General features: G+C 64.2%; 21 protein-coding genes. 11 read left to right on the forward strand and 10 right to left on the reverse strand.

Features of this window, described 5'->3' with window-relative positions:
* Window positions 1-47: 47 nt before the first annotated feature.
* The 4 genes from JQ567_RS12210 to JQ567_RS12225 form a co-directional block, all read right to left on the reverse strand.
* On the reverse strand, window positions 48-1,565 hold the full coding sequence (locus tag JQ567_RS12210; protein ID WP_212439035.1) for a murein L,D-transpeptidase family protein: 1,518 nt from the start codon (window positions 1,563-1,565) through the stop codon (window positions 48-50).
* A 289-nt stretch (window positions 1,566-1,854) separates the two neighbouring features.
* A complete protein-coding gene (locus JQ567_RS12215) occupies window positions 1,855-2,817 on the reverse strand; it encodes an acetyl-CoA carboxylase carboxyltransferase subunit alpha (RefSeq protein ID WP_212386506.1) in 963 nt (320 codons plus the stop codon).
* A gap of 187 nt (window positions 2,818-3,004) precedes the next feature.
* On the reverse strand, window positions 3,005-3,985 hold the full coding sequence (gene xerD, locus JQ567_RS12220; protein ID WP_212439076.1) for a site-specific tyrosine recombinase XerD: 981 nt from the start codon (window positions 3,983-3,985) through the stop codon (window positions 3,005-3,007).
* A gap of 17 nt (window positions 3,986-4,002) precedes the next feature.
* Window positions 4,003-4,149: a histidine kinase gene (locus tag JQ567_RS12225; RefSeq protein ID WP_209839018.1), complete on the reverse strand. Its 147-nt coding sequence runs from the start codon at window positions 4,147-4,149 to the stop codon at window positions 4,003-4,005.
* Window positions 4,150-4,338: 189 nt separating this feature from the next.
* On the opposite strand from JQ567_RS12225, the gene JQ567_RS12230 reads away from it, so the two are divergent.
* The 3 genes from JQ567_RS12230 (at window position 4,339) to JQ567_RS12240 (ending at window position 7,551) form a co-directional block, all read left to right on the forward strand.
* Entirely contained in the window at window positions 4,339-5,001 is a 663-nt protein-coding gene (locus JQ567_RS12230; protein WP_212439036.1) for a shikimate kinase, read from the forward strand.
* Entirely contained in the window at window positions 4,998-6,140 is a 1,143-nt protein-coding gene (gene aroB / locus JQ567_RS12235) for a 3-dehydroquinate synthase (RefSeq protein ID WP_212439037.1), read from the forward strand. Before JQ567_RS12230 ends, aroB begins: the two co-directional genes overlap by 4 nt.
* Window positions 6,141-6,204: 64 nt before the next feature.
* Window positions 6,205-7,551 carry a hemolysin family protein gene (locus JQ567_RS12240; RefSeq protein WP_212439038.1) on the forward strand — a complete coding sequence of 449 codons (1,347 nt, stop codon included), beginning with the start codon at window positions 6,205-6,207 and terminating at the stop codon, window positions 7,549-7,551.
* 6 nt (window positions 7,552-7,557) lie between these two features.
* On the opposite strand, the gene JQ567_RS12245 is transcribed toward JQ567_RS12240, so the two are convergent.
* From JQ567_RS12245 to JQ567_RS12255, 3 genes are all read right to left on the reverse strand, one after another.
* Window positions 7,558-8,001, reverse strand: coding sequence for a hypothetical protein (locus tag JQ567_RS12245; protein ID WP_249165408.1), 444 nt, complete (start codon window positions 7,999-8,001; stop codon window positions 7,558-7,560).
* A 149-nt stretch (window positions 8,002-8,150) separates the two neighbouring features.
* On the reverse strand, window positions 8,151-8,666 hold the full coding sequence (locus JQ567_RS12250) for an ATP-binding protein (protein WP_212439039.1): 516 nt from the start codon (window positions 8,664-8,666) through the stop codon (window positions 8,151-8,153).
* A gap of 33 nt (window positions 8,667-8,699) precedes the next feature.
* Window positions 8,700-8,978, reverse strand: a complete 279-nt coding sequence (locus tag JQ567_RS12255) for a BolA family transcriptional regulator (protein WP_212209772.1) — start codon at window positions 8,976-8,978, stop codon at window positions 8,700-8,702.
* Between the two features lie 108 nt (window positions 8,979-9,086).
* On the opposite strand from JQ567_RS12255, the gene JQ567_RS12260 reads away from it, so the two are divergent.
* Complete coding sequence (locus JQ567_RS12260) at window positions 9,087-9,743, forward strand: J domain-containing protein (RefSeq protein ID WP_212037041.1); 657 nt, start codon at window positions 9,087-9,089, stop codon at window positions 9,741-9,743.
* 139 nt (window positions 9,744-9,882) lie between these two features.
* Here JQ567_RS12260 and JQ567_RS12265 read toward each other — a convergent pair whose 3' ends face one another.
* Window positions 9,883-10,974 carry a citrate synthase/methylcitrate synthase gene (locus tag JQ567_RS12265; protein WP_212439040.1) on the reverse strand — a complete coding sequence of 364 codons (1,092 nt, stop codon included), beginning with the start codon at window positions 10,972-10,974 and terminating at the stop codon, window positions 9,883-9,885.
* Window positions 10,975-11,048: 74 nt separating this feature from the next.
* Between JQ567_RS12265 and JQ567_RS12270 the strand changes: the two genes are divergently transcribed.
* Window positions 11,049-12,263: a citrate synthase family protein gene (locus JQ567_RS12270; RefSeq protein ID WP_212270163.1), complete on the forward strand. Its 1,215-nt coding sequence runs from the start codon at window positions 11,049-11,051 to the stop codon at window positions 12,261-12,263.
* Here JQ567_RS12270 and JQ567_RS12275 read toward each other — a convergent pair.
* Window positions 12,256-12,918: a DedA family protein gene (locus JQ567_RS12275; protein ID WP_212439041.1), complete on the reverse strand. Its 663-nt coding sequence runs from the start codon at window positions 12,916-12,918 to the stop codon at window positions 12,256-12,258. The genes JQ567_RS12270 and JQ567_RS12275 overlap by 8 nt on opposite strands.
* Before the next feature lie 310 nt (window positions 12,919-13,228).
* Between JQ567_RS12275 and cobS the strand changes: the two genes are divergently transcribed.
* The 6 genes from cobS to JQ567_RS12305 all read left to right on the forward strand — a co-directional run bounded on the left by cobS (window position 13,229) and on the right by JQ567_RS12305 (window position 19,872).
* On the forward strand, window positions 13,229-14,227 hold the full coding sequence (gene cobS, locus JQ567_RS12280; protein WP_212270165.1) for a cobaltochelatase subunit CobS: 999 nt from the start codon (window positions 13,229-13,231) through the stop codon (window positions 14,225-14,227).
* A gap of 3 nt (window positions 14,228-14,230) precedes the next feature.
* Window positions 14,231-14,641, forward strand: coding sequence for a GNAT family N-acetyltransferase (locus JQ567_RS12285; RefSeq protein WP_212439042.1), 411 nt, complete (start codon window positions 14,231-14,233; stop codon window positions 14,639-14,641).
* Window positions 14,638-16,539, forward strand: coding sequence for a cobaltochelatase subunit CobT (gene cobT / locus JQ567_RS12290; protein WP_212439043.1), 1,902 nt, complete (start codon window positions 14,638-14,640; stop codon window positions 16,537-16,539). The genes JQ567_RS12285 and cobT overlap by 4 nt, the downstream gene beginning before the upstream one ends.
* A gap of 4 nt (window positions 16,540-16,543) precedes the next feature.
* The gene (locus JQ567_RS12295; protein ID WP_212439044.1) at window positions 16,544-17,614 is read left to right on the forward strand and encodes an esterase-like activity of phytase family protein; all 1,071 of its coding nucleotides are present in this window, start codon (window positions 16,544-16,546) and stop codon (window positions 17,612-17,614) included.
* Between the two features lie 80 nt (window positions 17,615-17,694).
* The gene (locus tag JQ567_RS12300; RefSeq protein ID WP_212439045.1) at window positions 17,695-18,657 is read left to right on the forward strand and encodes a tripartite tricarboxylate transporter substrate binding protein; all 963 of its coding nucleotides are present in this window, start codon (window positions 17,695-17,697) and stop codon (window positions 18,655-18,657) included.
* A gap of 102 nt (window positions 18,658-18,759) precedes the next feature.
* Window positions 18,760-19,872 carry an NADH:flavin oxidoreductase/NADH oxidase gene (locus tag JQ567_RS12305; RefSeq protein WP_212439046.1) on the forward strand — a complete coding sequence of 371 codons (1,113 nt, stop codon included), beginning with the start codon at window positions 18,760-18,762 and terminating at the stop codon, window positions 19,870-19,872.
* A gap of 284 nt (window positions 19,873-20,156) precedes the next feature.
* Here the strand turns inward: JQ567_RS12305 and JQ567_RS12310 are convergent, their stop codons facing one another.
* Window positions 20,157-21,281 carry a DUF2336 domain-containing protein gene (locus tag JQ567_RS12310; protein ID WP_212439047.1) on the reverse strand — a complete coding sequence of 375 codons (1,125 nt, stop codon included), beginning with the start codon at window positions 21,279-21,281 and terminating at the stop codon, window positions 20,157-20,159.
* Window positions 21,282-21,669 lie beyond the last annotated feature (388 nt).

The following is a 21,669-nucleotide window of genomic DNA, read 5'->3' on the forward strand; positions in this document are numbered from 1 at the left end:
GGGCACGCTTTCGCTTTGCTCACCCTACGCTTCTGCGGCTCGGAGGCTTACTTCATCGCCCCGAAGCGGCTGTCGAATGAGTTCGAAGAGACGATCGGTGCCGATCCGGCGACCTGCGCGGGAGCTGCCGCCGCGGCCGGAGCCGCGGCATCGGTCACCGACGGTTTCAGCGGCGGCCGGGTTGCGGCTTGCTTGGGTTCGGCCTTGGGCGCTGAGGTCTTCGGTACCGCAGCCTCTGCGCGCGGCGCTGGCTCGGACCGCTTGGCTTCAATAACTTTCGGCTTCGCGGGCGCGGGCGGCGGTGCGCTTGAGGTGCTCGCGGTCGCATCGCCGCCGCCAATGCCGACCTTGCGGGCCAGGCTGGAGAACCAACCGTCGGATTGTGCCGCCGGCGCTGCGTTGGCGACCCGTGTCGGAGCCGGGGTCGAGGCTGTCGGTCCGGCTGTTGGCGCGCTCGCGACCGCAGCAAGCTTCGGCTCCTGCGGCGCGCCGAGCAGGAGATTGTCGGAAGGCGCGCGCGGCGGGTTGACGTGGGAGGGGATGGTGCCGGGGGCGCGGGCCAGCGAGAGCGCCGCCAGTCCCTGGCTGTCGCCGCCTTCCGAGAGCCCGGTGCTGGCTTCAGGAACGCGCGCGGCGAATATTTTGTGCATGCCGCCGTCGATGCCGGTGTTGAGCCGCGCGACCGGCGTGCCCTTCGAAATCAGCTTGGCGGTTTCCGCGGCCTCGGTCTGCTGCTTCTCGCGCACGGCGTCGGCGACTTGCTCGGGGATTGCATAGGCCGGGCATTTGCCCGATGCGTCGAACACCGGGTCGCGCGTGGCGTTGGGCGCCCTGATGGCGTCGAACACGTATTTCTTCTCGCAGAAATCGACCTTCGGCTCGTGCTTCGTCACCTCGAAATGATCGTAGCCTTGCTTGATCATTCTCCAGAACGGCATGTTCGGATTGTTGCGATGCTTCGCCATGTTGATTGGCGTCATCTTGAACGGATAGGCCTGCAGCTGGAACGATTTCTGGCCGCCGAAGAAGGACTCGCGGCCCAGCGAATAGATTTCCGCGATCTGCTCGTCGGTCATCGCGTAGCAGCCGCGCGAGGAGCAGTCGCCATGCACCATCAGCTGCGATCCGGTGCGGCCGAGCGCCTTGTCGAATGCGTTGGGATAGCCGGTGTTGAACGACAGATAATAGGCCGACTGCGGATTCATCTGCGCCGGCGAGATCGAATAGAAGCCTTCCGGCGCCTGGCGGTCGCCCTCTTTGATCTTCGGTCCGAGATCGCCCGACCAGCGGCAGATCGGGTAGGTCTTGAGCAGCGCGAAACGCCCGGCGCGATCCTGCTTCCAGATTTCGAGTTCGGCTTCCTGCTTGAACAGCCGGACCAGGATCGGCGAATTCAGGTCCATGTCCTTTTCGACCATGGCCTGGACCAGCTTCGGCGGGACCGGCTGGTTGGCCTTGGCATTGTTGGCCAGCGAAATTTCGTCGCTGTTGCAGCCAGTCAGCAAAACGCCGGCCGCGAGGGCAGCCGACGTGACGAGCGCGCGTACCAGCGTGCGATAAATCAAAAGCTAAGCTCCACACCCATCGGGCAATTTTCGCACCCCAACCACAGCGTCATGCCCTGAAGCCGATGTATAAAATCTTACCCTTTAGGCCGATTTGTCGCAACTCGAACCCGCCGCACAAGCCGGTACCTTGGCGGGCATGGTCAACAGACCATAAAGAACGCGGTCGGGGCATAATTGCGGCTAAATTCAACGATTTGGCGAAAAATCGGCGATTTTGCGATCGGGCCTGCGGCTTTCGCGACTCGCAGCCGCTTGATCTCCCCAAACGGCAGGGAATCGAGCCCGTTCAGCCCAGTTTGCGGCCGATATCGAGGAATTTCTGCCGCCGTTGCTTGCGCACCGCATCCGGATCGAGGTTGCGGAGGTCGTTGAAAGCCTGGGCGATGGCATCGCCGGTGGCGGCGATGATGGCGGCGGGGTCGCGATGGGCGCCGCCGGGCGGCTCTTTCAGGATCTGGTCGATGACGCCGAATCGCAGCATGTCCTGGGCGGTGATCTTCATGCTGGTGGCGGCTTCCTGGGCCTTGGTGCCGTCCCGCCACAGGATCGAGGACGCGGCTTCAGGCGAGATCACGCTGTAGATCGCGTGCTCGAACATCAAAACGCGGTTGGCGGTGGTGATCGCAATCGCCCCGCCGGACATGCCTTCGCCGGTGATGATCGCGACATTGGGCACGCCGAGCGAAAGGCAGGCGTCGGTGGACCGCGCGATGGCTTCCGCCTGTCCGCGTTCCTCGGCGCCGATGCCGGGATAGGCACCGGCCGAATCAACGATCGACAGCACGGGGATGCCGAACCGGTCGGCCAACTCCATCAGGCGAACGGCTTTGCGATACCCTTCAGGGCGCGCCATGCCGAAATTGTGCTTGATGCGGCTTTCGGTGGTGGCGCCCTTTTCCTGGCCGACCACGCAGATGGCTTCGCCGCGGAAGCGGCCGAAGCCGCCCATCAGCGCTTCGTCCTCGCCGAACTTGCGGTCGCCCGCCATCGGCGTGAATTCCGTGATCAGTGTGTTGATGAAATCGGTGAAGTGCGGCCGCTGCGGATGGCGCGCCACCAGCGTCTTCTGCCACGGCGTCAGGCTGGCATAGAGGTCGGTCAGCGCCTGCGACGCCTTGTCCTCGATTCGCGCAATCTCATCGCCGATATCGCTGCCGGTTGCGGCCAGCGCGCGCAACTCGTCGACCTTGGCCTCGAGTTCGGCAACGGGTTTTTCGAAGTCGAGGTAGCTGCGCATCTGATCCGGCATCAAACCAATATAGGGAGGAACTTAGCTGCGGGCGAAGTGGTTTCGTCTTTGAGAAAGAAGATTAGTCTCTTCAACGATTTAGCTGACGTTCTGGGCGGAGGCCCATGGCGGGTAGCGATAGAGTGAGGCTGTTTCGGGGGAGAAGGCGTCGAAGTCAAGGCGGCATACTTGCTGGATACGCGGAAGTCTACTTCTCCGCCAGCGGATGCAGGTCGCGCACCAGGCTCTTGAGCCGCTCCTCGACCACATGGGTATAGATCTGCGTGGTCGAAATATCGGTGTGGCCAAGCAGCGTTTGCACGATGCGCAGGTCGGCGCCGTTGTGCAGGAGGTGACTGGCGAAGGCGTGACGCAGCACATGCGGCGAGACCAGCCGCGGCGCCAGCCCCGAGGCGGATGCAAGCTCCTTGAGGTCGCGCGCGAAATGCTGTCGCGTCAGATGTCCGCTTTCGCCGAAGGAGGGAAACAGCCATTTCGAGGCGGGAGCGTTTTTCTTCTTCTCGGGCTTCAGCGCTTCCATCGCGGCGAGGTAATCGGCCATCGCCTGCCGCGACGCCTCGTTCAGCGGTACCAGCCGTTCCTTGTTGCCCTTGCCGCGCACCACGATCATGCGGGCGTCGCGGCGCGCCGCCGACAGCGGCAACGCCACCAGTTCGGAAACGCGCAGGCCGGTGGCGTAGAGCACTTCGAGCAGGCAATGCAGCCGCAGCGCGCGAAGCCGCTGCTGAGGTGAGGCGTCGGTTTCGGTGAGTTCCTTGGACCGCGTCAGCATGCGGTCGACGTCCGCGATCGACAGTACCTTGGGCAGGCTGCGGCCGCGTTTCGGACCGGACAGAATCGCCGCTGGATCATCGCTGCGGATTCGCTCGTTGAGCAGGAAGCGGAACAGATGCCGCATCGCCGACAGCCGGCGCGCCACGCTGGACGATTTGAAGCCGCGCGTGTCGAGGTCGGCGAGGTAATCGCGCAGCGTCTGGGTCTCGGCACCGGCAAAACTTTGGCCGGAGCGGCCCAAAAATTCGGAAAAATCCGTGAGGTCGCGGCGATAGGCGTCGAGCGTATTGTCGCCCGCCCCCTGTTCCGCCGCGAGCATGTCGAGGAACAGGTTGGTCAGCTTTGGGTCTGAATTCGTCTTCGAAGTGGTCTTGGAAGTGTTCCTGGGGCCCATCCTTGAGACCATAGCGCCTATTTCTTGAGGAACTTATCCGGAGGGATCGTCACGATCATTTCCCGTGGCTTCGGATTGACGAAATTCGCCAGCGCGAAGACCACGCCATAGCCGATCCCGGCGATAATGCCGACGACCGTCAAAAAGCGGAACAGACTGGGCATCAGGGCGCCTTGGGGGCGGGCTTGAAAGTGACTTTGGGCCGCGAATTAACCATTGAAATCATCGGGGTTGGACGCGCCTGACTACCTACATGTTCCCCTTGGCGTTGCAAGAGTCTCTGGCATGGGTATCGGCGGGGGTAGTATAGGTGGCGCAGAAACGCGGAAAATCCGCAGCTGACAGAGTTTGGGATGCCCGAGACCGCCATACCGGCACCAGCAAGCACCCCCCAGGAGGCCGAGATCGCGGCGGCACTGGGGCGGCGTTCGATCGTGCTTGTCGGCATGATGGGCGCCGGCAAATCCACCATTGGCCGTCGGCTGGCGGCGCGGCTGCGGCTGCCGTTTTTCGACGCCGATATCGAGATCGAGGCCGCGGCCGGCATGTCGATACCGGACATTTTCGCGGCCCATGGCGAGCTCTACTTCAGGGATGGCGAGGCCCGGGTGATCGCGCGGCTGCTCGACAGTGGGCCGGCCGTGATCGCGACTGGCGGCGGCGCCTTCACGGAGCGCGAGGAAACCCGCAAGAGGATCGCCGACAAGGCGGTGTCGATCTGGCTCAAGGCGGACATCGACGTGATCATGAAACGCGTCAAGCGTCGCGCAGACCGGCCGCTGCTGCAGACCGAGGATCCGGTTGCGACGGTCGCCCGCCTGCTCGAAGCCCGCGAGCCGGTCTATCAGGGGGCTGATCTCACGATCCTGTCGCGCGACGTGCCGCATGACCGGATTGTCGATGAATGCATGGACGCCTTGCGCGGCAGGTTGTGTGGCCACGCCGCGCCGCCAGCCCAGGAGTCAACAACGACAGCAACGACGGCTACAACGGACGGGATAAGCGCGACCTCATGACGGCACCCCTGAAACACTCCGATCCCATCACCGTCGACGTCGCGCTCGGCGACCGCGCCTATGACATTATCATCGGCCGCGACGTGCTGCAGTCGCTGGGCGCCCGGATCGCCGCGCTGCGGCCGGGCGTGCGGACCGCCATCGTCACCGACCGCACCGTTGCCAAGCACTGGCTGGAACCAGCGCAAGCGTCGCTGGCCGCGGCCGGCATCCCGACGTCGCATGTCATCGTCGAGGAGGGCGAGGGGTCGAAAACCTATGCCGGACTGGAGAAGGTCTCTGAGGCGCTGATCGCAGCTAAAATCGAGCGCAACGACCTCGTGATCGCGCTCGGCGGCGGCGTCGTCGGCGACCTCGCCGGATTCGCGGCGGCGATCCTGCGCCGCGGGGTCGATTTCGTGCAGGTGCCGACCTCGCTGCTGGCGCAGGTGGATTCCTCCGTCGGCGGCAAGACCGGCATCAACTCGCCGCAGGGAAAGAACCTGCTCGGCGCGTTTCATCAGCCGGTGCTTGTGATCGCCGACACCTCTGTCCTGGACTCGCTGTCGCCGCGCCAGTTCCGCTCCGGTTATGCCGAAGTCGCCAAATATGGCGTGCTCGGTGATGAAGCCTTCTTCGCCTGGCTCGAGACCAATCACTCGGGCATCGTCTCCGGCAGCGCGGCGCGCGAGCATGCGATTGCCACCTCGTGCCGCGCCAAGGCGGCGATCGTGTCGCGCGACGAGCGCGAAACCGGCGAACGCGCGCTGCTCAATCTCGGCCACACCTTTGGTCATGCGCTGGAGGCCGCCACCGGCTTTTCCGATCGCCTGTTCCATGGCGAGGGCGTTGCGGTCGGCATGGTGCTGGCGGCGGAATTTTCCGCAGGGCTCGGCATGATCTCGCAGGCGGACGCCGCACGCGTCGAGCGTCATCTGGCTTCGGTCGGCTTGCCGACCCGATTGCAGGACATCGCCGGATTCGCCCAGGAAGGGCTGGCGGATGCCGATACGCTGATGGCGCTGATGGCGCAGGACAAGAAGGTCAAGCGCGGCAAGCTCACCTTCATCCTGCTGGAGGCTGTCGGCCGCGCAGTGATCGCAAACGACGTCGAACCGGCATCGGTTCGCGCCTTCCTGCAACAGAAGCTGTCGGAATGAGAACGGGACTGTCAGGGCGCATCATGGAGCCGTCGCGCGGGCTTGGTGCCGTCGCGAGGCAGGCATGAGTTCGACCGCGTTCAATCTGCTGCTTGCGTTCCTCCTGCTCGCCGCCAACGCGTTCTACGTGGCGGCCGAGTTTGCGCTGGTGAAGAGCCGCGGGTTCCGCATCAGGGCGATGGTCGAGCAGGACCGGTTCGGCGCGCGCCTGCTGCAAAGCATGATGGGCAACATCGAGGCCTATCTCGCATGCTGCCAGCTCGGCATTACCATGGCCTCGCTCGGTCTCGGCTGGGTCGGCGAGCCCACCGTTTCGGCGCTGCTCGAGCCGTTGCTGATCCCGCTCGGAATGTCGCAAGCGACGTTGCACTTCGTGTCGTTCCTCGCCGGGTTCCTGGTGTTCTCCTCGCTGCATATCGTGATCGGCGAGCAGGTGCCGAAGACGCTGGCGATCAGGCAGCCGATGCCGGTTTCGCAATGGATCGCGTATCCGCTCTATTTGTCCTATCTGGTTTTCTGGCCGCTGAACTGGCTCCTCAACAGCGCGTCACGCGGAATTTTGCGCCTGCTCGGCGTGCAGGAATCCTCACAGCATGAAATCCTCACCGACTCCGAGATCGAGGGGCTGGTGGAGGAATCGGCCGTGCACGGCGGCATCGAAAGCGGCGAGGCCGAATACATCCACAATGTTTTCCGCTTTGGCGACCTCGCCGTATCTGACGTCATGGTCCACCGCACCGCCATGGTGATGATCAATGCCGATCTGCCGCCGGACGAACTGGTGCGCGAGGTGCTGGCGACCGAATACACCCGCATCCCGCTGTGGCGCGACAAGCCGGAAAACATCATCGGGGTGCTGCACGCCAAGGATCTGCTGCGCGCGATCCGCGCCTTCGATGGCGATACCTCGCGTATCAACGTTGCGGCCATCATGCTGCCGCCATGGTTCGTGCCGGAGATGCGGCCTCTGTCCGAACAGCTCAAGGCGTTCCGTCGCCGCAAGACCCACTTTGCGCTCGTCGTCGACGAGTATGGCGAAGTCGAAGGCATGGTGACGCTGGAAGACGTTCTGGAAGAAATCGTCGGCGACATTTCCGATGAGCACGACGTGGTGGTGGCCGGCGTCCGCGCCCAGCCCGACGGCTCCGTGGTGGTCGATGGTTCGGTGCCGATCCGCGATCTCAACCGTGCCATGAACTGGCATCTGCCCGACGAGGAAGCGACCACGATCGCGGGTCTGGTGATTCACGAGGCGCGTTCGATCCCCGAGCGCGGCCAGAGTTTTACCTTCCACGGCTTCCGCTTCCGCGTGCTGCGCCGCGAGCGCAACCGCATCACCGCCTTGCGGATCGTGCCGGTGCCGCGCGAGGCCGAGGAACAGAAGCCGAGGCGGGCGGGTACGGCGTTCTGAGCGGTACTATTCAATATCGATTGATACGCCGCTGAGCTTCCACGTCCCTTCGGATTCGATGAAGCCAAGCTGGTATTTCACCTGCTTGGGCGCCGTCTGGAAACGGCCTTTCAGTTTCAGCACGCCCTGCTCGTCGATCCTGGCGTCCTCGTCGGAAATCATTTTTTGCGCCACCACGGCGTCGAACACGGCGTGCTTCTCGACCAGGTCCTTGAACACGGCCCGCAGCTTTTCCGGCGGGAACTGCTCGCGAAACGGTTTTGAGATCTTGGCGTGGAGGATGGTGAAATTGTCAGCGGCGACCGCGTCGTTCAGCGTCACCAGGATGCTTTTCACCAGCACCTCCTGAGCGGCGGGACCGGGCATGTCGAGCGCGAAAGCCTCGATGGGACACGTGGCCATCAACGCCGCAAAGGCTGCCGCCAACCCCTGATGTGCCCAATAGCGCATCGGACGACCCCATCACATGGCGATGGGCATCGGGGTCAGTCCGACCCCGCGTTCTCATGGAAACCGCACCATCGCGCGACCGATTGTCTCACAAAGATGAATGCGCTGCCACCGTCCTGCGGCGACCTTCGCATCGCCATGGCGTACGCTCAGGCCAGATAGCGGATCGCTTCCGCGAGCAACCGTTCCGGCGGCTCCGCCGAGGTATCCAGCGTCAGCCTTGCATCGGTCCACGCCTCATATTCGGCGCGCCGTTGTTCGACCCTGGCCCAGTCGATCTCGGCCATCCCGTCGATATTGCGGATACGGGCGTCGATACGGCGGCGGTGGATCGCCTGGTCGACGCAGATGCATTCGATGATCTTCAAATCCGCGCGATATTTTGCCGCAAGCTTTCGCCACGCCGTGCGCGGGGCCTCGACCGGATTGACCGCGTCGATCAGGACGGAATGATTGAGCCGCAATTGTTCTGCTGCCAGGGCGTGTGCGACCTCATAGGCCGCGATCCCCGTTTGATCCCGGGAGAGGCCGCCGCGCCACATCGCCGCCTCGATCGGATCGACCGACAATAGCGGCAGCGAAAAATGCCGGGAAAGCCCTTCCGCCAGCGTGCTCTTCCCGGAACCGGGAAGCCCGGCCAAAACAATGAGCTTCAGCGTGGTCATCGGACGCTTATATCTGTGGCAGGGGTGATATAATCAGCGGCCCGTAGTTTCCCCGGGTGCCTGCGCCTTGATCGCCAGCGCGTGCACGGACCCCTTCAGTTCCGCGTCCAGCGTCGCATTGACCATGCGATGACGTTCGATCCGGCTCTTCCCTTCGAAGGCCGGCGACACAATATATACCCGAAAATGCGTCTCGCCGCCCGGCCTGTGGCCGGCATGGCCCTCATGCAGATGTGATTCGTCTGTTACGTCGAGGCTTTCGGGTACGAAAGCTTCACGCAACTTGTTTATGATATCGTCCTTGGTGCTCATGACGGCGGCATTACGTCCGGGACCGTTTTTCGTCAATGCCAGATCGGAACAGAGGTATTCGCAATGTCAAGACTTGAAGCCTCGGGCATTGCGTAGTCAAAGTCAGCCATGCCAATCGATTCATCCAAATTCTTCGACTCCATTCGCATCAAGCCCAACAAGCTGAGCGCGAAGCAGCAGGCTGCGGCGCGCGAAGAATCCGCCATGTGCGAATGGCCGGAGTGCAAGAACAAGGGCCCGCACCGCGCGCCCAAGGGCCGCGAGAACTCGAAAGAGTACTGGCACTTCTGTCTCAACCACGTCCGCGAATACAACCAGGGCTACAACTTCTTCCAGGGCATGAGCGCCGACTCGGTCGCGCGCTACCAGAAGGATGCGCTGACCGGCCACCGCCCGACCTGGAAGATGGGCGCCAATGGCGGCAAGAAGGGCAAGGCCGGCGCCGAGCCCGATATCGACGCCGCTTCCGATCCGTTCAGCATGTTCTCGGAGCTTAACGGCCGCGGCCGTTGGCGGCCTGGTCCGGGAGGTGCTGCCGGCGAGACCAAGCCCGAAACCCGAAAAGTGATGAACGCCGAGCGCAAGGCGCTGCAGGTGATGGGGCTCGGCCCCGATGCGACGCTGGAAACGGTGAAGGCTAAATACAAGCTGCTGGTGAAGCAGCACCATCCCGACGCCAATGGCGGCGACCGCTCCACCGAGGATCGCCTGATCGAGATCATCAAGGCGTATAATTACCTCAAGACGGTCGTGCGCGGCGCGTAGTTTGGTTATCGTCCCGGCGAAGGCAGCCCTGTAACCCGGATGGAGCGCAGCGCACTCCGGGATTCTCTCCTCTGATCGACCGGTCCCGGATTACGTTTCGCTCCATCCGGGCTACCGTTGCTTTCATCAAGCCATCACCTCACCCCGGCATCGGCCCAATATACGCCGAACTCGGCCGGATCAGCCGCCCGGTGCGCTGCTGTTCGCGGGCATGCGCGGTCCAGCCGGCGGCACGCGCCACCGCAAATATTGGCGTAAATGCCTGGCGCGGGATTTTCAGCGCGTCGAGCAGGATCGCGGTGAAGAACTCCACATTGGTGTCGAGCGGCCGGTCCGGATTTTTCCGCTTCAAGGCGTCGCGGATATAGGCCTCGACCTCGCCCGCGAACGGCAGATCCAGGCCGCCGCCGGCGAGCCGCTCGATCGCGCCCTTGAGCACGTCGGCGCGGGGATCGCGCACCCGATAGACGCGGTGTCCAAAGCCCATCAGCCGCTCGCCGCGCGCCAGTGCGCTGTCGACCCAGGGCTTGATGCGCTCGCTCGATCCGATGGCGTCGAGCATTTCCAGCACCGGCTCCGGCGCGCCGCCATGCAGCGGCCCCGTCAGCGCGCAATAGCCGCCCGTCACTGCCGCAAACAGATCGGCATGGGTCGAGGCAATGACGCGCGTCGTGAAGGTCGAGGCGTTCATGCCGTGGTCGCACACCGTCACGAAATAGGCGTCGAGCGCCGCCGCTTCGCGCGCGTCGGGCTTGCGGCCGAGCATCATCGACAGCGTGTCGGCGGCATGGCTCGCGGTCGGATCGGGCGTCACGGGGTCATTGCCTTTGGCGCGCTGCACCAGCGCGCCTGCGATGACAGGAAATGCGCCGACAATAGTGGCCTCGTGCGTCAGTCCCGCTTCCGCGCGCAGCCCCGCGATGGCTGCGCGGAAACCATCGACGATCGACAGGCCTCGCGTGATTCCGAGCAGCTCCGGCAGCCGGGCGAAGGCGCGTTCGCGCCCGGCGCCAAGTGCGGCACGCACCGCGGCCTCGCCGACCGGCTGGCCGGTACCGCCGCTCCACAGCCGGGCAGTCACGCCCTCGAACCCGGTCTTGCGGGCCAGTTCGCCGACGCGCTCGCCGGCAATGATCAGTTCGCCGCGCTCGCCATCGACATGGCTGAGCACGGTTTCGGCCGCGGGAACGCCATCGAGGCCGATCGGGGTCTTTGAAAGCTGAATGTTCATGGTCGGATCTCCTTTGTGCACCGCAAAGGTCGGTCCTCTCGACAGATTGATCAATCTTGATTATGTAAATCAATATGAAAAAATCCGCCGGCCTGTACCTTTCGGCCCGCGAGGCCTCCGCCGAACTCGCGATCTCGCAGGCGACGCTCTACGCCTATGTCAGCCGCGGCCTGATCCGCTCCGAGCCGTCGGCCGATTCGCGCAGCCATCGCTACCGGGCCGAGGACGTCCGCACGCTCAAGGAGCGGCGGGCGCCGGCGCCGGAGCCGCGCGGGATGCGTAGTTTCGATGCGGATTTGCCTGTCATGGATTCGGCGATCGCAACCATCACCGAGGACGGCCCGATTTACCGCGGCGTCAACTGCGTCGATCTCGCCGAGCGCGATACGCTCGAACACGCCGCGACGCTGTTATGGGACGTCACCGGCGTCGATCCGTTTGCTCCGGACAATTGCCCGTCGATCTCGGATGAAATGCGCGCGGTGGCCGAGGCCGCCCGCGGGGCCAACGCGATCGATCGCGCCATTGCGGTGCTGGCGCTCGCGGCCGTTGCCGATCCGCGCGCCTTTACCCGCGCGCCCGAGGGACGCGCGATGGTCGGCGGCCGCATCCTGCGTCTGGTGGTCGCGACCATGCTGAACGCGAAGACCTCGCCGCAACCGTTGCACCTGCAGATCGCCAGGGCCTGGGCGCCCGATCACAAGCACGCCGCCGATCTGATCCGCCGCGCGCTGGTGCTGCTGGCGGATCATGAATTGAATGCCTCGACCTTCACCGTGCGCTGCGCGGCGTCGACCGGCCTAAACCTCTATGATGCGATGATTGCAGGTCTCGTTGCCCTGAAAGGTCCCAAGCATGGCGGCGCCGGCGTGCTGGCGGCGCAGCTGCTCAAGACGCTGGCCAAGGGCGACGTCGCGCCCCTGATTCGCGAGCGGGTGGCGCTGGGCGAGCGTTTCGCGGGCTTCGGCCACGGCGTCTACAAGCTCGGTGATCCGCGCGCGCAAGCCTTGCTGGAGGCTTTGGCGCGCTCGGGCGCAGAGCGCAAACTGACCCACGAAATCCCGGAACGCATTGCGGAAGCGACCGGCGAATTCGTCAATATCGACTATGCGCTGGCGGTGCTCGTGCACACGCTGGGCCTGCCGCCGGGCCATGAACTGGTGCTGTTTTCGATGGCCCGCACAGTCGGATGGATCGCGCATGCGAGCGAACAATTGCGCCAAGAGCGGCTGATTCGCCCGCGTGCGCGCTATGTCGGCCCCGCCCCGGGACGCGCCCGGATTACTTGACCGGCCTGGCCGGCTCGATCACGCCGCCGCCCTGGCGGCGGCGGATGATCCAGATCGCAAGCGCCGCAACCAGCGCACCGCCCAGCACCGCGAGCATCCAGAGATGCTTGGCGGTGCTATGATGGTGCGGCAGCCCGAAATATTCGTGCAGCACGGAGATTGCGAATACGCCCGGCAGCACATGCGCCATCGCCCAGACCAGGATGGCCGGAATATTCACGCCGTAAAACCGCAGCGGCGGCATGCCCAGCGCGCCCGCCGTGATCGGAACGAAGGCGCGGATTGGCGGCACAAAACGCGCAAAAAATACCGCAAGCGCGCCGCGGCTTTGGAAGAAGGCTTCGCTTTGCGCCACCACGGCGGGGTAGTTCTTCAGCGGCCAGACGCCGAGAATCTCGCGTTGCGAGCGATGGCCAACCCAGAACGCGGTGCCGTCCCCGAGTGCGGCCCCGGCAATCGCCGCCGCCAGCACCGCCCACAATTTCAGTTCGCCGCCGGGCACCAGCGCGCTCAAGGCGAGGATGATGGTTGATCCCGGCACCAGCGAGCCGATCACCGGAACGGCTTCCAGCAGGGCGGCGAGGAACAGCGTCAGGTAAGCAAGCCACGGATGGGCCGAGACAAAAGCGATCAGAGGATCGAGGAATGAGGCCACAAAATTCCCGTTGCGGTCGCGTGGGTTGCCGGATGCCCAGACCTAACAACTCGCCAAGGGGGCGGGAAGGGCCGTCCCGGCACCGGGTTCCGCAGCGGGCTGGCCCGGCCGCCGGGCAAAAGTACGGCGTGATTCGCAGGGCTGCCCTCCAAAAATCGAGTTCAGTGCCTATCTCAATGATAAGGCAGCGGAACTTTCATTGCGCGGCGGGCTTCTGCCGGCCGTTGCACTCTGCTAGGTTTGTGGCAACACCCATCCGCAGCCATTCAACAAATCTGGTTTCGGGAGCGCCCGGGACCTCGGAGGATTGATGACGACCGCCGCCATGCACAAAACTGTTGAGCCCGTCGGTTTGCCCGATATGAAGGTGTCGGTTCGGCAGGTATTTGGAATCGATACCGATCTCGAAGTGCCTGCCTATTCCGAAGTTGATCCGCACGTGCCGGACGTCGATTCGGATTACCGTTTCGATCGTGCCACCACGCTCGCGATCCTGGCCGGTTTCGCCCACAACCGCCGCGTCATGGTCACCGGCTATCACGGCACGGGTAAATCGACCCATATCGAGCAGGTCGCGGCGCGGCTGAACTGGCCCTGCGTGCGCGTCAACCTCGACAGCCACATCAGCCGTATCGATCTGGTCGGCAAGGACTCCATCGTCGTGCGCGACGGCAAGCAGGTCACGGAATTCCGTGACGGCATTCTGCCCTGGGCGCTGCAGCACAACATCGCGCTGGTGTTCGACGAATATGACGCCGGGCGCCCCGACGTGATGTTCGTGATCCAGCGCGTGCTGGAAGTCTCCGGCCGCCTGACGCTGCTCGACCAGAACAAGGTGATCAAGCCGCACCCGTCGTTCCGCCTGTTCTCGACCGCCAACACGGTCGGTCTCGGCGATACGTCGGGCCTCTATCACGGCACCCAGCAAATCAACCAGGGCCAGATGGACCGCTGGTCGATCGTCACCACGCTGAATTACCTGGCGCATGACGAGGAAGTCGAGATCGTGCTCGCCAAAGCGAAGCACTATCGCACGCAGGAAGGCCGCGACATCGTCAACAAGATGGTGCGGCTCGCCGACCTCACCCGTAACGCGTTCGCCAATGGCGACCTATCGACGGTGATGAGCCCGCGTACGGTGATCACCTGGGCGGAGAACGCCGATATCTTCTCCGACATCGGCTTTGCGTTCCGCGTCACCTTCCTCAACAAGTGCGACGAGCTGGAACGGCCGCTGGTGGCTGAATTCTATCAGCGCTGCTTCAACGCGGAGCTGGCCGAGAGTTCGGTCAACGTGGCGCTCAGCTAGCCCATGCCAACCATTTCCGTCGAGCGCACCATTGGAAAGACCAAGAAGGCGGTGCTCGGCGGACTCATCGGCTACAACAACGAGAAGATGGGGAAGCAGAAATACAAGCGCCTCGCCATCTCCTTACGCGAAGGCGACAAGATCGTCGGCGGGATTGTCGGTGAGGTCTGGACCACGGTGCTGTTCATACAGTTGTTCTGGATGGAGCAGAAACTTCGCGGCAAGGATTTTGGAACAAGGCTGATCACGGCGATTGAAGACGAAGCGAGGCGGTTTGGGGCCACGCGGTCCTATCTCGATACGATGAGTTTTCAGGCGCCGGGTTTCTACCGCGCCTGCGGTTATGAGGAATTCGGTTCGATCGAAGGTTATCCTGAAGGCGTGACGCGCCATTGGTTCACGAAAGCGCTATGAGCACATCCAACTCCAAATTCCGCACTGGATCCAAGGAAGCGCCGACCGAACCGTTCAAGCGCGCGGTGACGTCGTGCCTGCGCGCAATCGCAAGAGCGCCCGAGCTCGAAGTGACGTTCGCGGCCGAACGTCCGGGTCTCGCGCCGGGCAAGGCCCGGTTGCCCGAACCTGCGCGCAAGATGACGAAACGCGATGCCGCGATCGTGCGCGGCCATGCCGATTCGATCGCGCTGAAACTCGCCTGTCACGATCCCAAGGTCCACCGCAAGCTGATGCCGGGCAATCCGCAGGCGCGCGGCGTGTTCGAGGCGGTCGAGCAGGCCCGCGTCGAAGCGATCGGCTCGCGGCGGATGGCCGGTGTCGCGAAAAACCTCACCGCGATGCTCGACGATCATTTCCATCGCGGCAAATTCGACGAGATCACCGACCGCGCCGACGCGCCGCTGTCGGATGCGCTGGCGATGCTGGTGCGTGAACGGCTGACCGGCATGGCGCCGCCGACGGCGGCGAAGAAGATGGTCGACCTCTGGCGTCCGGTGCTGGAAGACAAGATCGGCGCGCGCCTCGATCAGTTGAGCCGCGTTACCGAAGACCAGGCCAAGTTCGGCGACCTCGTGCACGATCTGCTGTCGGCGCTCGATCTTGGCGACGACCGCAACGCCGATGCCGATGACGACGAGAACAACGAGGAGAATCAGGACGGCGAGAACGATCAGTCCGGCGCCGAAGGCTCGCCCGACTCTGACGCCGCGCAGGAAATGAGCGCCGATCAGGCCCAGGCCTCGACCGACGAGATGTCGGAGAGCGCGATGGAAAGCGCGCAGGCTTCCACGTCAGACACCTTCGACGACGGCGAACTCGGCGACGACGAAACGCCGGGCGAGGCGACGCGGCCGAATACGCGCGGCGCCAATGAACCGCGCGGGCCGGAATATCACGCCTTTGCGCCGAAGTTCGACGAGGTGATCGCGGCCGAGGATCTCTGCGACCATGACGAACTGGAACGGCTCCGCAGCTATCTCGACAAGCAGCTCGCGCATCTGCAGGGCATCGTCGCCCGGCTCGCCAACCGGCTGCAGCGCCGCCTGATGGCGCAGCAGAACCGCGCCTGGGAGTTCGATCTCGAGGAGGGCATCCTTGATCCGGCGCGGCTGTCGCGCGTGGTCACCGATCCCTATCATCCGCTCTCGTTCATGCACGAGAAGGAAGCGACCTTCCGCGACACCGTGGTGACGTTGCTGCTGGACAATTCCGGTTCGATGCGCGGCCGTCCCATTACGGTGGCGGCGACCTGTGCGGATATTCTGGCGCGGACGCTGGAGCGTTGCGGCGTCAAGGTCGAGATCCTCGGCTTCACCACGCGCGCCTGGAAAGGCGGGCAGTCCCGCGAGGCGTGGCTTGCCGCCGGCAAACCGGCCAATCCCGGCCGGCTGAACGATTTGCGCCACATCATCTACAAATCCGCCGATGCCCCCTGGCGCCGCGCGCGGAAAAATCTCGGCCTGATGATGCGCGAGGGGCTTTTGAAGGAAAACATCGACGGCGAGGCGCTGGATTGGGCGCACAAGCGCCTGCTCGGACGTCCCGAACAGCGCAAGATCCTGATGATGATTTCGGACGGCGCGCCGGTCGACGATTCCACCCTGTCGGTCAACCCAGGCAATTACCTCGAACGGCATCTGCGTCATATTATCGAGGAGATCGAGACCCGTTCGCCGGTCGAACTGATCGCGATCGGTATCGGTCACGACGTCACGCGGTATTATCGCCGTGCGGTTACCATCGTCGATGCCGAGGAACTCGGCGGCGCCATCACCGAAAAGCTTGCCGAGCTCTTCAGCGAGACCCACGGCGCCGCGCCCACGACAACGCGCCGGCCACGCCGTCTGCATTCCTGAGAGTATGCGCGCACCTAGCAGCCGCCGTCGCTTTCTGAAAACTGCAGCGGCGGGGCTCTCGGCCGTGGCGCTGCCCGCCATCGCGCATGCGCAGACCGCAGTTCAGCGGCCGCCGAAGCCGGCAATCCCGGACGAATATTCGGTCACCGCGCCGGTCTCGATCGAGGTCAATGCAAGGCCGCTACCGTCGTTCGATACCCGCGACCGCTCACATGTGCGGTTTGGCTCGCTGGAATATCGCAGCGGGTTGATTCTGACCTCACGGTTTCGCGGCTTCGGCGGCCTGTCGGGGCTGCGGCTCGACGCCAAGGGCGAACGCTTCATCGCCATCAGCGACAAGGGCGGCTGGTTTACCGGCCGCATCGTCTACAAGGGCCGCGAGATGACCGGCCTCGACGATGTCGAAGCGTCGCCGATACTCGGTCCCGATGGCAAGCCGATCACCGCGCGCGGCTGGTACGATACCGAGGCGATCGCACTCGATGGTTCTTACGTTTACGTCAGCCTGGAACGCGTCAATCAGATACTGCGGTTCGATTTCGCCAAGGGTTTTACGCGCGCGCTCGGCGAGCCGCTGCCGTTGCCGCCGGCGGCGCGCAAGCTGCCGTTCAACAAGGGGATCGAGGCGCTGGTGACGGTGCCGAAGGGCCAGCCGCTGGCGGGGACGCTGGTCGCGATCTCCGAACGCGGGCTCGACGCCGGCGGCAACATCATCGGCTTTCTGATCGGCGGCAAGACGCCCGGCCAGTTCGGCATCCGCCGCACCGAGAATTTCGACGTCAGCGACGCGGTGTTGCTGCCCTCGGGTCAATTGCTGTTGCTGGAGCGCAAGTTTTCCATGCTCGGCGGCATCGGCGTCCGGATCCGGCGCATCGCGCCAAATTCAATCGCCTCAGGCGCCGTGATCGACGGTCCCACGATCTTCAGCGCCGATCTCGGCAGCGAGATCGACAATCTGGAAGGCATCGACGCCCATGTGACCGACGAGGGCGATACGGTGCTGACGCTGATCTCCGACGACAATTTCTCGATGATCCAGCGCAATCTGCTGCTGCAGTTCACGCTGGTGGATTGAGGCAGGCGGGAGTTTCGCTGCGCAACGCTGTCTTCGGAACGGTTCTTGCAGCGATCCGGGCAGTGAAACCGGAGCATTTGATGACCAAGTCCATTCGCGCAGTTTTCATCCTTTCGATCGTTTTCGCGGGCTTCGCCGCGCGGGCGGAAACCTGGCCCACCCGGATGATCAAGGCGACCATCCCCTTTGGCGCGGGCAGCGCGGCCGACGTCGTGCCGCGGCTGCTGTTCGATCGCCTGGCGGTCGAGCTTGGCCAGCCGATCGTGATCGAGAATCGCGCCGGTGCGGGTGGAACGGTCGGTTCGGGCCTGGTGGCGAAGGCTGATCCCGACGGCTACAGCATTCTCTCCAACTCCAACGCGTTGACGATTGCACCGGCGATCTTTCCGAACCTGGCCTTCGATGCCGCGCGCGACCTCGCCTCGGTGCTGATGATCGGCTCCACCGCCAATGTGATGATCGTGCCGAATTCGCGTCCGTGGAAAACCATCCGGGATTTCGTCGCGGACGCCAAGGCGAAGCCCGGATCGATCTCCTACGGTTCGGTCGGTATCGGCAGCGCGGTCCATATCAGTTCCGAGAAATTCCGCCTCGCCGCCGGCTTTGAGGCCACCCACATCCCCTATCGCGGCGGCGGCGAGGTGATCGCCGATATTCTGGGCGGCCGGATCGATTTCTATTTCTGTCCGCTCGCAACCGCGCTGCCGCTCATCCAGCAGGGCCAGGTGCGTGCGCTCGTGGTATCGACGGCCAAACGCGCCGCTGAGCTGCCCGATGTGCCGAGCCCGGTCGATATCGGATTGAAGGATGCCGACAGCGCGATCTGGTTCGGCGTATTGGTGCCGTCGAAGACGCCGCGCGAGATCGTCGACAAGCTGCATGCGGCGGGCACCAAGGTGCTGGCTGATCCGGTGACGCAGGAGGGTCTGAAAAAGCTCGCCATCGAGCCGATGCCGATGACCCCCGGCGAGATGGATGCACTCCTCAAGCGCGAGATCGCGGCCAATTTTGAGCTGATCAAGGCCGCCGGAATCAAGCAGTAGGGGGAGGGTTGCGCGGGCGGCGGGTTGAGGGGAAGGGGGCGGCTCGCTACAGAGGAGGCCAGCATCCTTCCTCCCGGTCCGGATATCCCTCAGGAATCCCACATGAGCAACCTGTTCTCCCCGATCCAGCTGCGCGGCCTCAAACTGCCGAACCGCATCATGGTGGCGCCGATGTGCCAGTATTCCTCTGATGATGGCGACGCCAATGACTGGCACTTCACGCATATCAATTCGCTGGCGCTGTCGGGCGCTGCGATCTTCTGCATCGAGGCAACGGCGGTCGAGGCGATCGGCCGGATCACGCCGGGCTGCCTCGGCCTCTACAACGACGCCAACGAAGCGGCGCTGAAGCCGATCCTGGCCTCGGTGCGCAAGCGCTCCAAGGCCGCCGTGATGATCCAGCTCGCCCATGCCGGCCGCAAGGCGTCGAGCCACACGCCCTGGGACGGCGGCCAGCTGATCCCGGTTTCCGAAGGCGGCTGGCGGGCGGAAGGGCCGTCGGCGATTGCGCACAAGGAGAGCGAGACGCCGCCAAAGGCGTTCGATGCGGACGGCCTCGCGAGGGTGCGCGATGCGTTCGTCGCTGCCACCAAGCGCGCCGAGCGGCTCGGCATCGACGCCATCGAGGTGCACAGCGCCCACGGCTATCTGCTGCATCAATTCCTGTCGCCGATCTCCAACCAGCGCACCGATCAATATGGCGGGTCGCTGGAGAATCGCATGCGCTTTCCGCTCGAAGTGTTCGACGCGGTGCGCGCGGCGTTCCCGCACGACAAGCCGGTGGGCTTGCGGCTTTCCTCGACCGACTGGGTCGAGGGCGGGTGGGATCTGGCGCAGACGATTGAATACGCCAAAGAACTGAAAAAACGCGGCGTCGACTGGATCGACGCGTCGTCGGGCGGCGTCAGCCCGTTGCAAAAAATCCCGCTCGGCCCCGGCTACCAGGTGCCGTTCGCGCAAGCCATCAAGCAGGCGACCGGCCTCACGACGATTGCGGTCGGCCTGATCACCGAAGCCAGACAGGCCGAGGAGATCGTGGCCTCCGGCAAGGCCGACATGGTCGCGCTGGCCCGCGGCATGCTCTACGACCCGCGCTGGGGCTGGCACGCCGCCGCCGAACTCGGCGGCGAGGTGTTTGCGCCGCCGCAATATTGGCGCTCGCAACCCTCGACGCAAAAAGCGCTGTTCGGCGCCACCACGTTCGGGACAAGGTAGCAACTCTTCTTCCCTTCTCCCCTTGTGGGAGAAGGTGGCGCGAAGCGCCGGATGAGGGGTTTGCATCCGCGGAGACAGACCCCTCACCCGTCCACGATGCTTTCGCATCGTGTCCACCCTCTCCCACAAAGGGGAGAGGGGAAGTAAGTGCATCTCTACCGTCGTCATTCCGGGGCGATGCGTAGCATCGAACTTTGGTGCGCAATTGCGCACCTGAGAATCTCGAGATCCCGGATTCGCATCTTCGATGCGCTCCGGGATGACGGATGCGCTTTGGCGCATCCTCAATTCATTCCCGGCGGTGCATCGGTCGCTTTGACCTGCCAGAACCGCAGCATGCGCTGCGCATTGTCCAGCGTCAGTTTGGCGTATTGCGATTTGGCCATCGCCAGTTCGTGCGGGCCCATATTGCCTGACGCGAAGCGGCTGTCGAGCACGGCGGCCACGGTTTCCCAGCTCAGCCCCGCGACGCGGCACGGAACCAGCAGGCCTTCATCGCGCAGGCTTTGCATCAGCGGGCGGATGACGTCGATGCCGGAGCGCGACAGTTCGGCGAGCGCCGCCACCGTCTCCTCGTATTTTCGCTGTTTGGCAAAGCTCATCAGCGCGGCTTCGTTGAGCTGGCCATTCTTGGCGAGCAGCGTCACGTAGCGCTTGGCGGCACCGAAATCGCGCACGCGGGACATTTCGCGGTTGGCGCCGTCGGCGGCGGCGGCAATGGCGCCGCGGATTTCCTCGAACAGATGCGGCGGCGCGCGCGACAGCAGCCGCGTGCGCACCGCTTCGGTGGCGTCGCGCAGCAATTGTCGCCTGATATTCGGCGGCAGGTCGACGCGGATGCCGGTCTCGACCGCAAGCTCCGGATCGTGTTCGGCCTGCGCCAGCAGCACGGCAAAACCGTTCGCGGAAACCTTTGCGCCGGGATTGGCGACCAGCTTGCGGCTGACGCTCGGGTAATGCCGCGCCAGCAGCGCGTCGGTGACGATCTCGGCGAGCCACCAGCGGCCGGATATCGCCAGCAGATGCGCCTCGCTTTTGCTCTGCGCGAGCTCGACCAGATCCTCCGCCGACAGCCGCGCGGATTCGGTCAGCACGGGCGCTGCGACGGAAATATCCTCGTTGTGGGCCAGGCGGCGGATCACGGCATGCGGCGCCTGTTTCACCGACGCGAGCTGGCTGCTCATTTCGGCGAGCGCGATGCGCGCGCTGACGTCGGCGATGGCGCGCAGCTCGATGGTCCTGATCAGCCGTTCGAGCACGTCGCCGAACAGCTCGATCTGTTCGCCATTGAAGCCGTCGGCCGAGGTCAGGAACAGGTCCGTGACGCGGCGAAAGGTTTCAAGGTGTTTTTGCGCCGAGCCGGCCTTGATGGCCGCCTCGACCTCGTCGGCGATGGATTGTTCTAGCATCGCTCGTCCTGAGCGTTCGAAGCCAATTCTGGCACAGGGCAAAAGCGTATGGGCAATAGCTGAAGGTTCGGTAAAATTTGAGGTGTTTGGCGGGCCTCTCACCGTCATTGCGAGCCAACGGGTCGGCGCGAAGCGCCGCCCGATGACAGGCTCCGCGAAGCAATCCATGGCGCGGCATAACGGATGGATGGATTGCTTCGTCGCGCTCGCAATGACGGGGAGGAGAAACCGCACCCGGCGCATGCGGCCTTGCGCGCGGTACTCCGTGAAATTACGGAGATTTGGCTCGCCGTGTTTGGCGCGGCGCATTTGGCACGGCGCTGATGGGGAAGGCGGGGTAGGGGTGATTGCGTCATTCTCCGCTGTCGTCCCGGCGAAGGCCGGGACC

It is taken from the genome of Bradyrhizobium sp. AUGA SZCCT0431, from assembly GCF_018131065.1.
Classification (GTDB): Bacteria; Pseudomonadota; Alphaproteobacteria; order Rhizobiales; family Xanthobacteraceae; genus Bradyrhizobium.

What these genes read in the sequence shown, in the direction of transcription:
- JQ567_RS12225 (WP_209839018.1), bottom strand. Translation starts at nt 4,149, where the DNA reads ATGCCCAGTCTGTTCCGCTTTTTGACGGTCGTCGGCATTATCGCCGGG.
- JQ567_RS12250 (WP_212439039.1), bottom strand. Translation starts at nt 8,666, where the DNA reads ATGACCACGCTGAAGCTCATTGTTTTGGCCGGGCTTCCCGGTTCCGGG.
- JQ567_RS12230 (WP_212439036.1), top strand. Translation starts at nt 4,339, where the DNA reads ATGCCCGAGACCGCCATACCGGCACCAGCAAGCACCCCCCAGGAGGCC.
- JQ567_RS12260 (WP_212037041.1), top strand. Translation starts at nt 9,087, where the DNA reads ATGCCAATCGATTCATCCAAATTCTTCGACTCCATTCGCATCAAGCCC.
- aroB (WP_212439037.1), top strand. Translation starts at nt 4,998, where the DNA reads ATGACGGCACCCCTGAAACACTCCGATCCCATCACCGTCGACGTCGCG.
- JQ567_RS12240 (WP_212439038.1), top strand. Translation starts at nt 6,205, where the DNA reads ATGAGTTCGACCGCGTTCAATCTGCTGCTTGCGTTCCTCCTGCTCGCC.
- JQ567_RS12300 (WP_212439045.1), top strand. Translation starts at nt 17,695, where the DNA reads ATGACCAAGTCCATTCGCGCAGTTTTCATCCTTTCGATCGTTTTCGCG.
- JQ567_RS12265 (WP_212439040.1), bottom strand. Translation starts at nt 10,974, where the DNA reads ATGAACATTCAGCTTTCAAAGACCCCGATCGGCCTCGATGGCGTTCCC.
- JQ567_RS12310 (WP_212439047.1), bottom strand. Translation starts at nt 21,281, where the DNA reads ATGCTAGAACAATCCATCGCCGACGAGGTCGAGGCGGCCATCAAGGCC.
- JQ567_RS12305 (WP_212439046.1), top strand. Translation starts at nt 18,760, where the DNA reads ATGAGCAACCTGTTCTCCCCGATCCAGCTGCGCGGCCTCAAACTGCCG.
- JQ567_RS12285 (WP_212439042.1), top strand. Translation starts at nt 14,231, where the DNA reads ATGCCAACCATTTCCGTCGAGCGCACCATTGGAAAGACCAAGAAGGCG.
- JQ567_RS12270 (WP_212270163.1), top strand. Translation starts at nt 11,049, where the DNA reads ATGAAAAAATCCGCCGGCCTGTACCTTTCGGCCCGCGAGGCCTCCGCC.
- xerD (WP_212439076.1), bottom strand. Translation starts at nt 3,985, where the DNA reads ATGGGCCCCAGGAACACTTCCAAGACCACTTCGAAGACGAATTCAGAC.
- cobS (WP_212270165.1), top strand. Translation starts at nt 13,229, where the DNA reads ATGACGACCGCCGCCATGCACAAAACTGTTGAGCCCGTCGGTTTGCCC.
- JQ567_RS12245 (WP_249165408.1), bottom strand. Translation starts at nt 8,001, where the DNA reads ATGCGCTATTGGGCACATCAGGGGTTGGCGGCAGCCTTTGCGGCGTTG.
- JQ567_RS12255 (WP_212209772.1), bottom strand. Translation starts at nt 8,978, where the DNA reads ATGAGCACCAAGGACGATATCATAAACAAGTTGCGTGAAGCTTTCGTA.
- cobT (WP_212439043.1), top strand. Translation starts at nt 14,638, where the DNA reads ATGAGCACATCCAACTCCAAATTCCGCACTGGATCCAAGGAAGCGCCG.
- JQ567_RS12215 (WP_212386506.1), bottom strand. Translation starts at nt 2,817, where the DNA reads ATGCCGGATCAGATGCGCAGCTACCTCGACTTCGAAAAACCCGTTGCC.
- JQ567_RS12295 (WP_212439044.1), top strand. Translation starts at nt 16,544, where the DNA reads ATGCGCGCACCTAGCAGCCGCCGTCGCTTTCTGAAAACTGCAGCGGCG.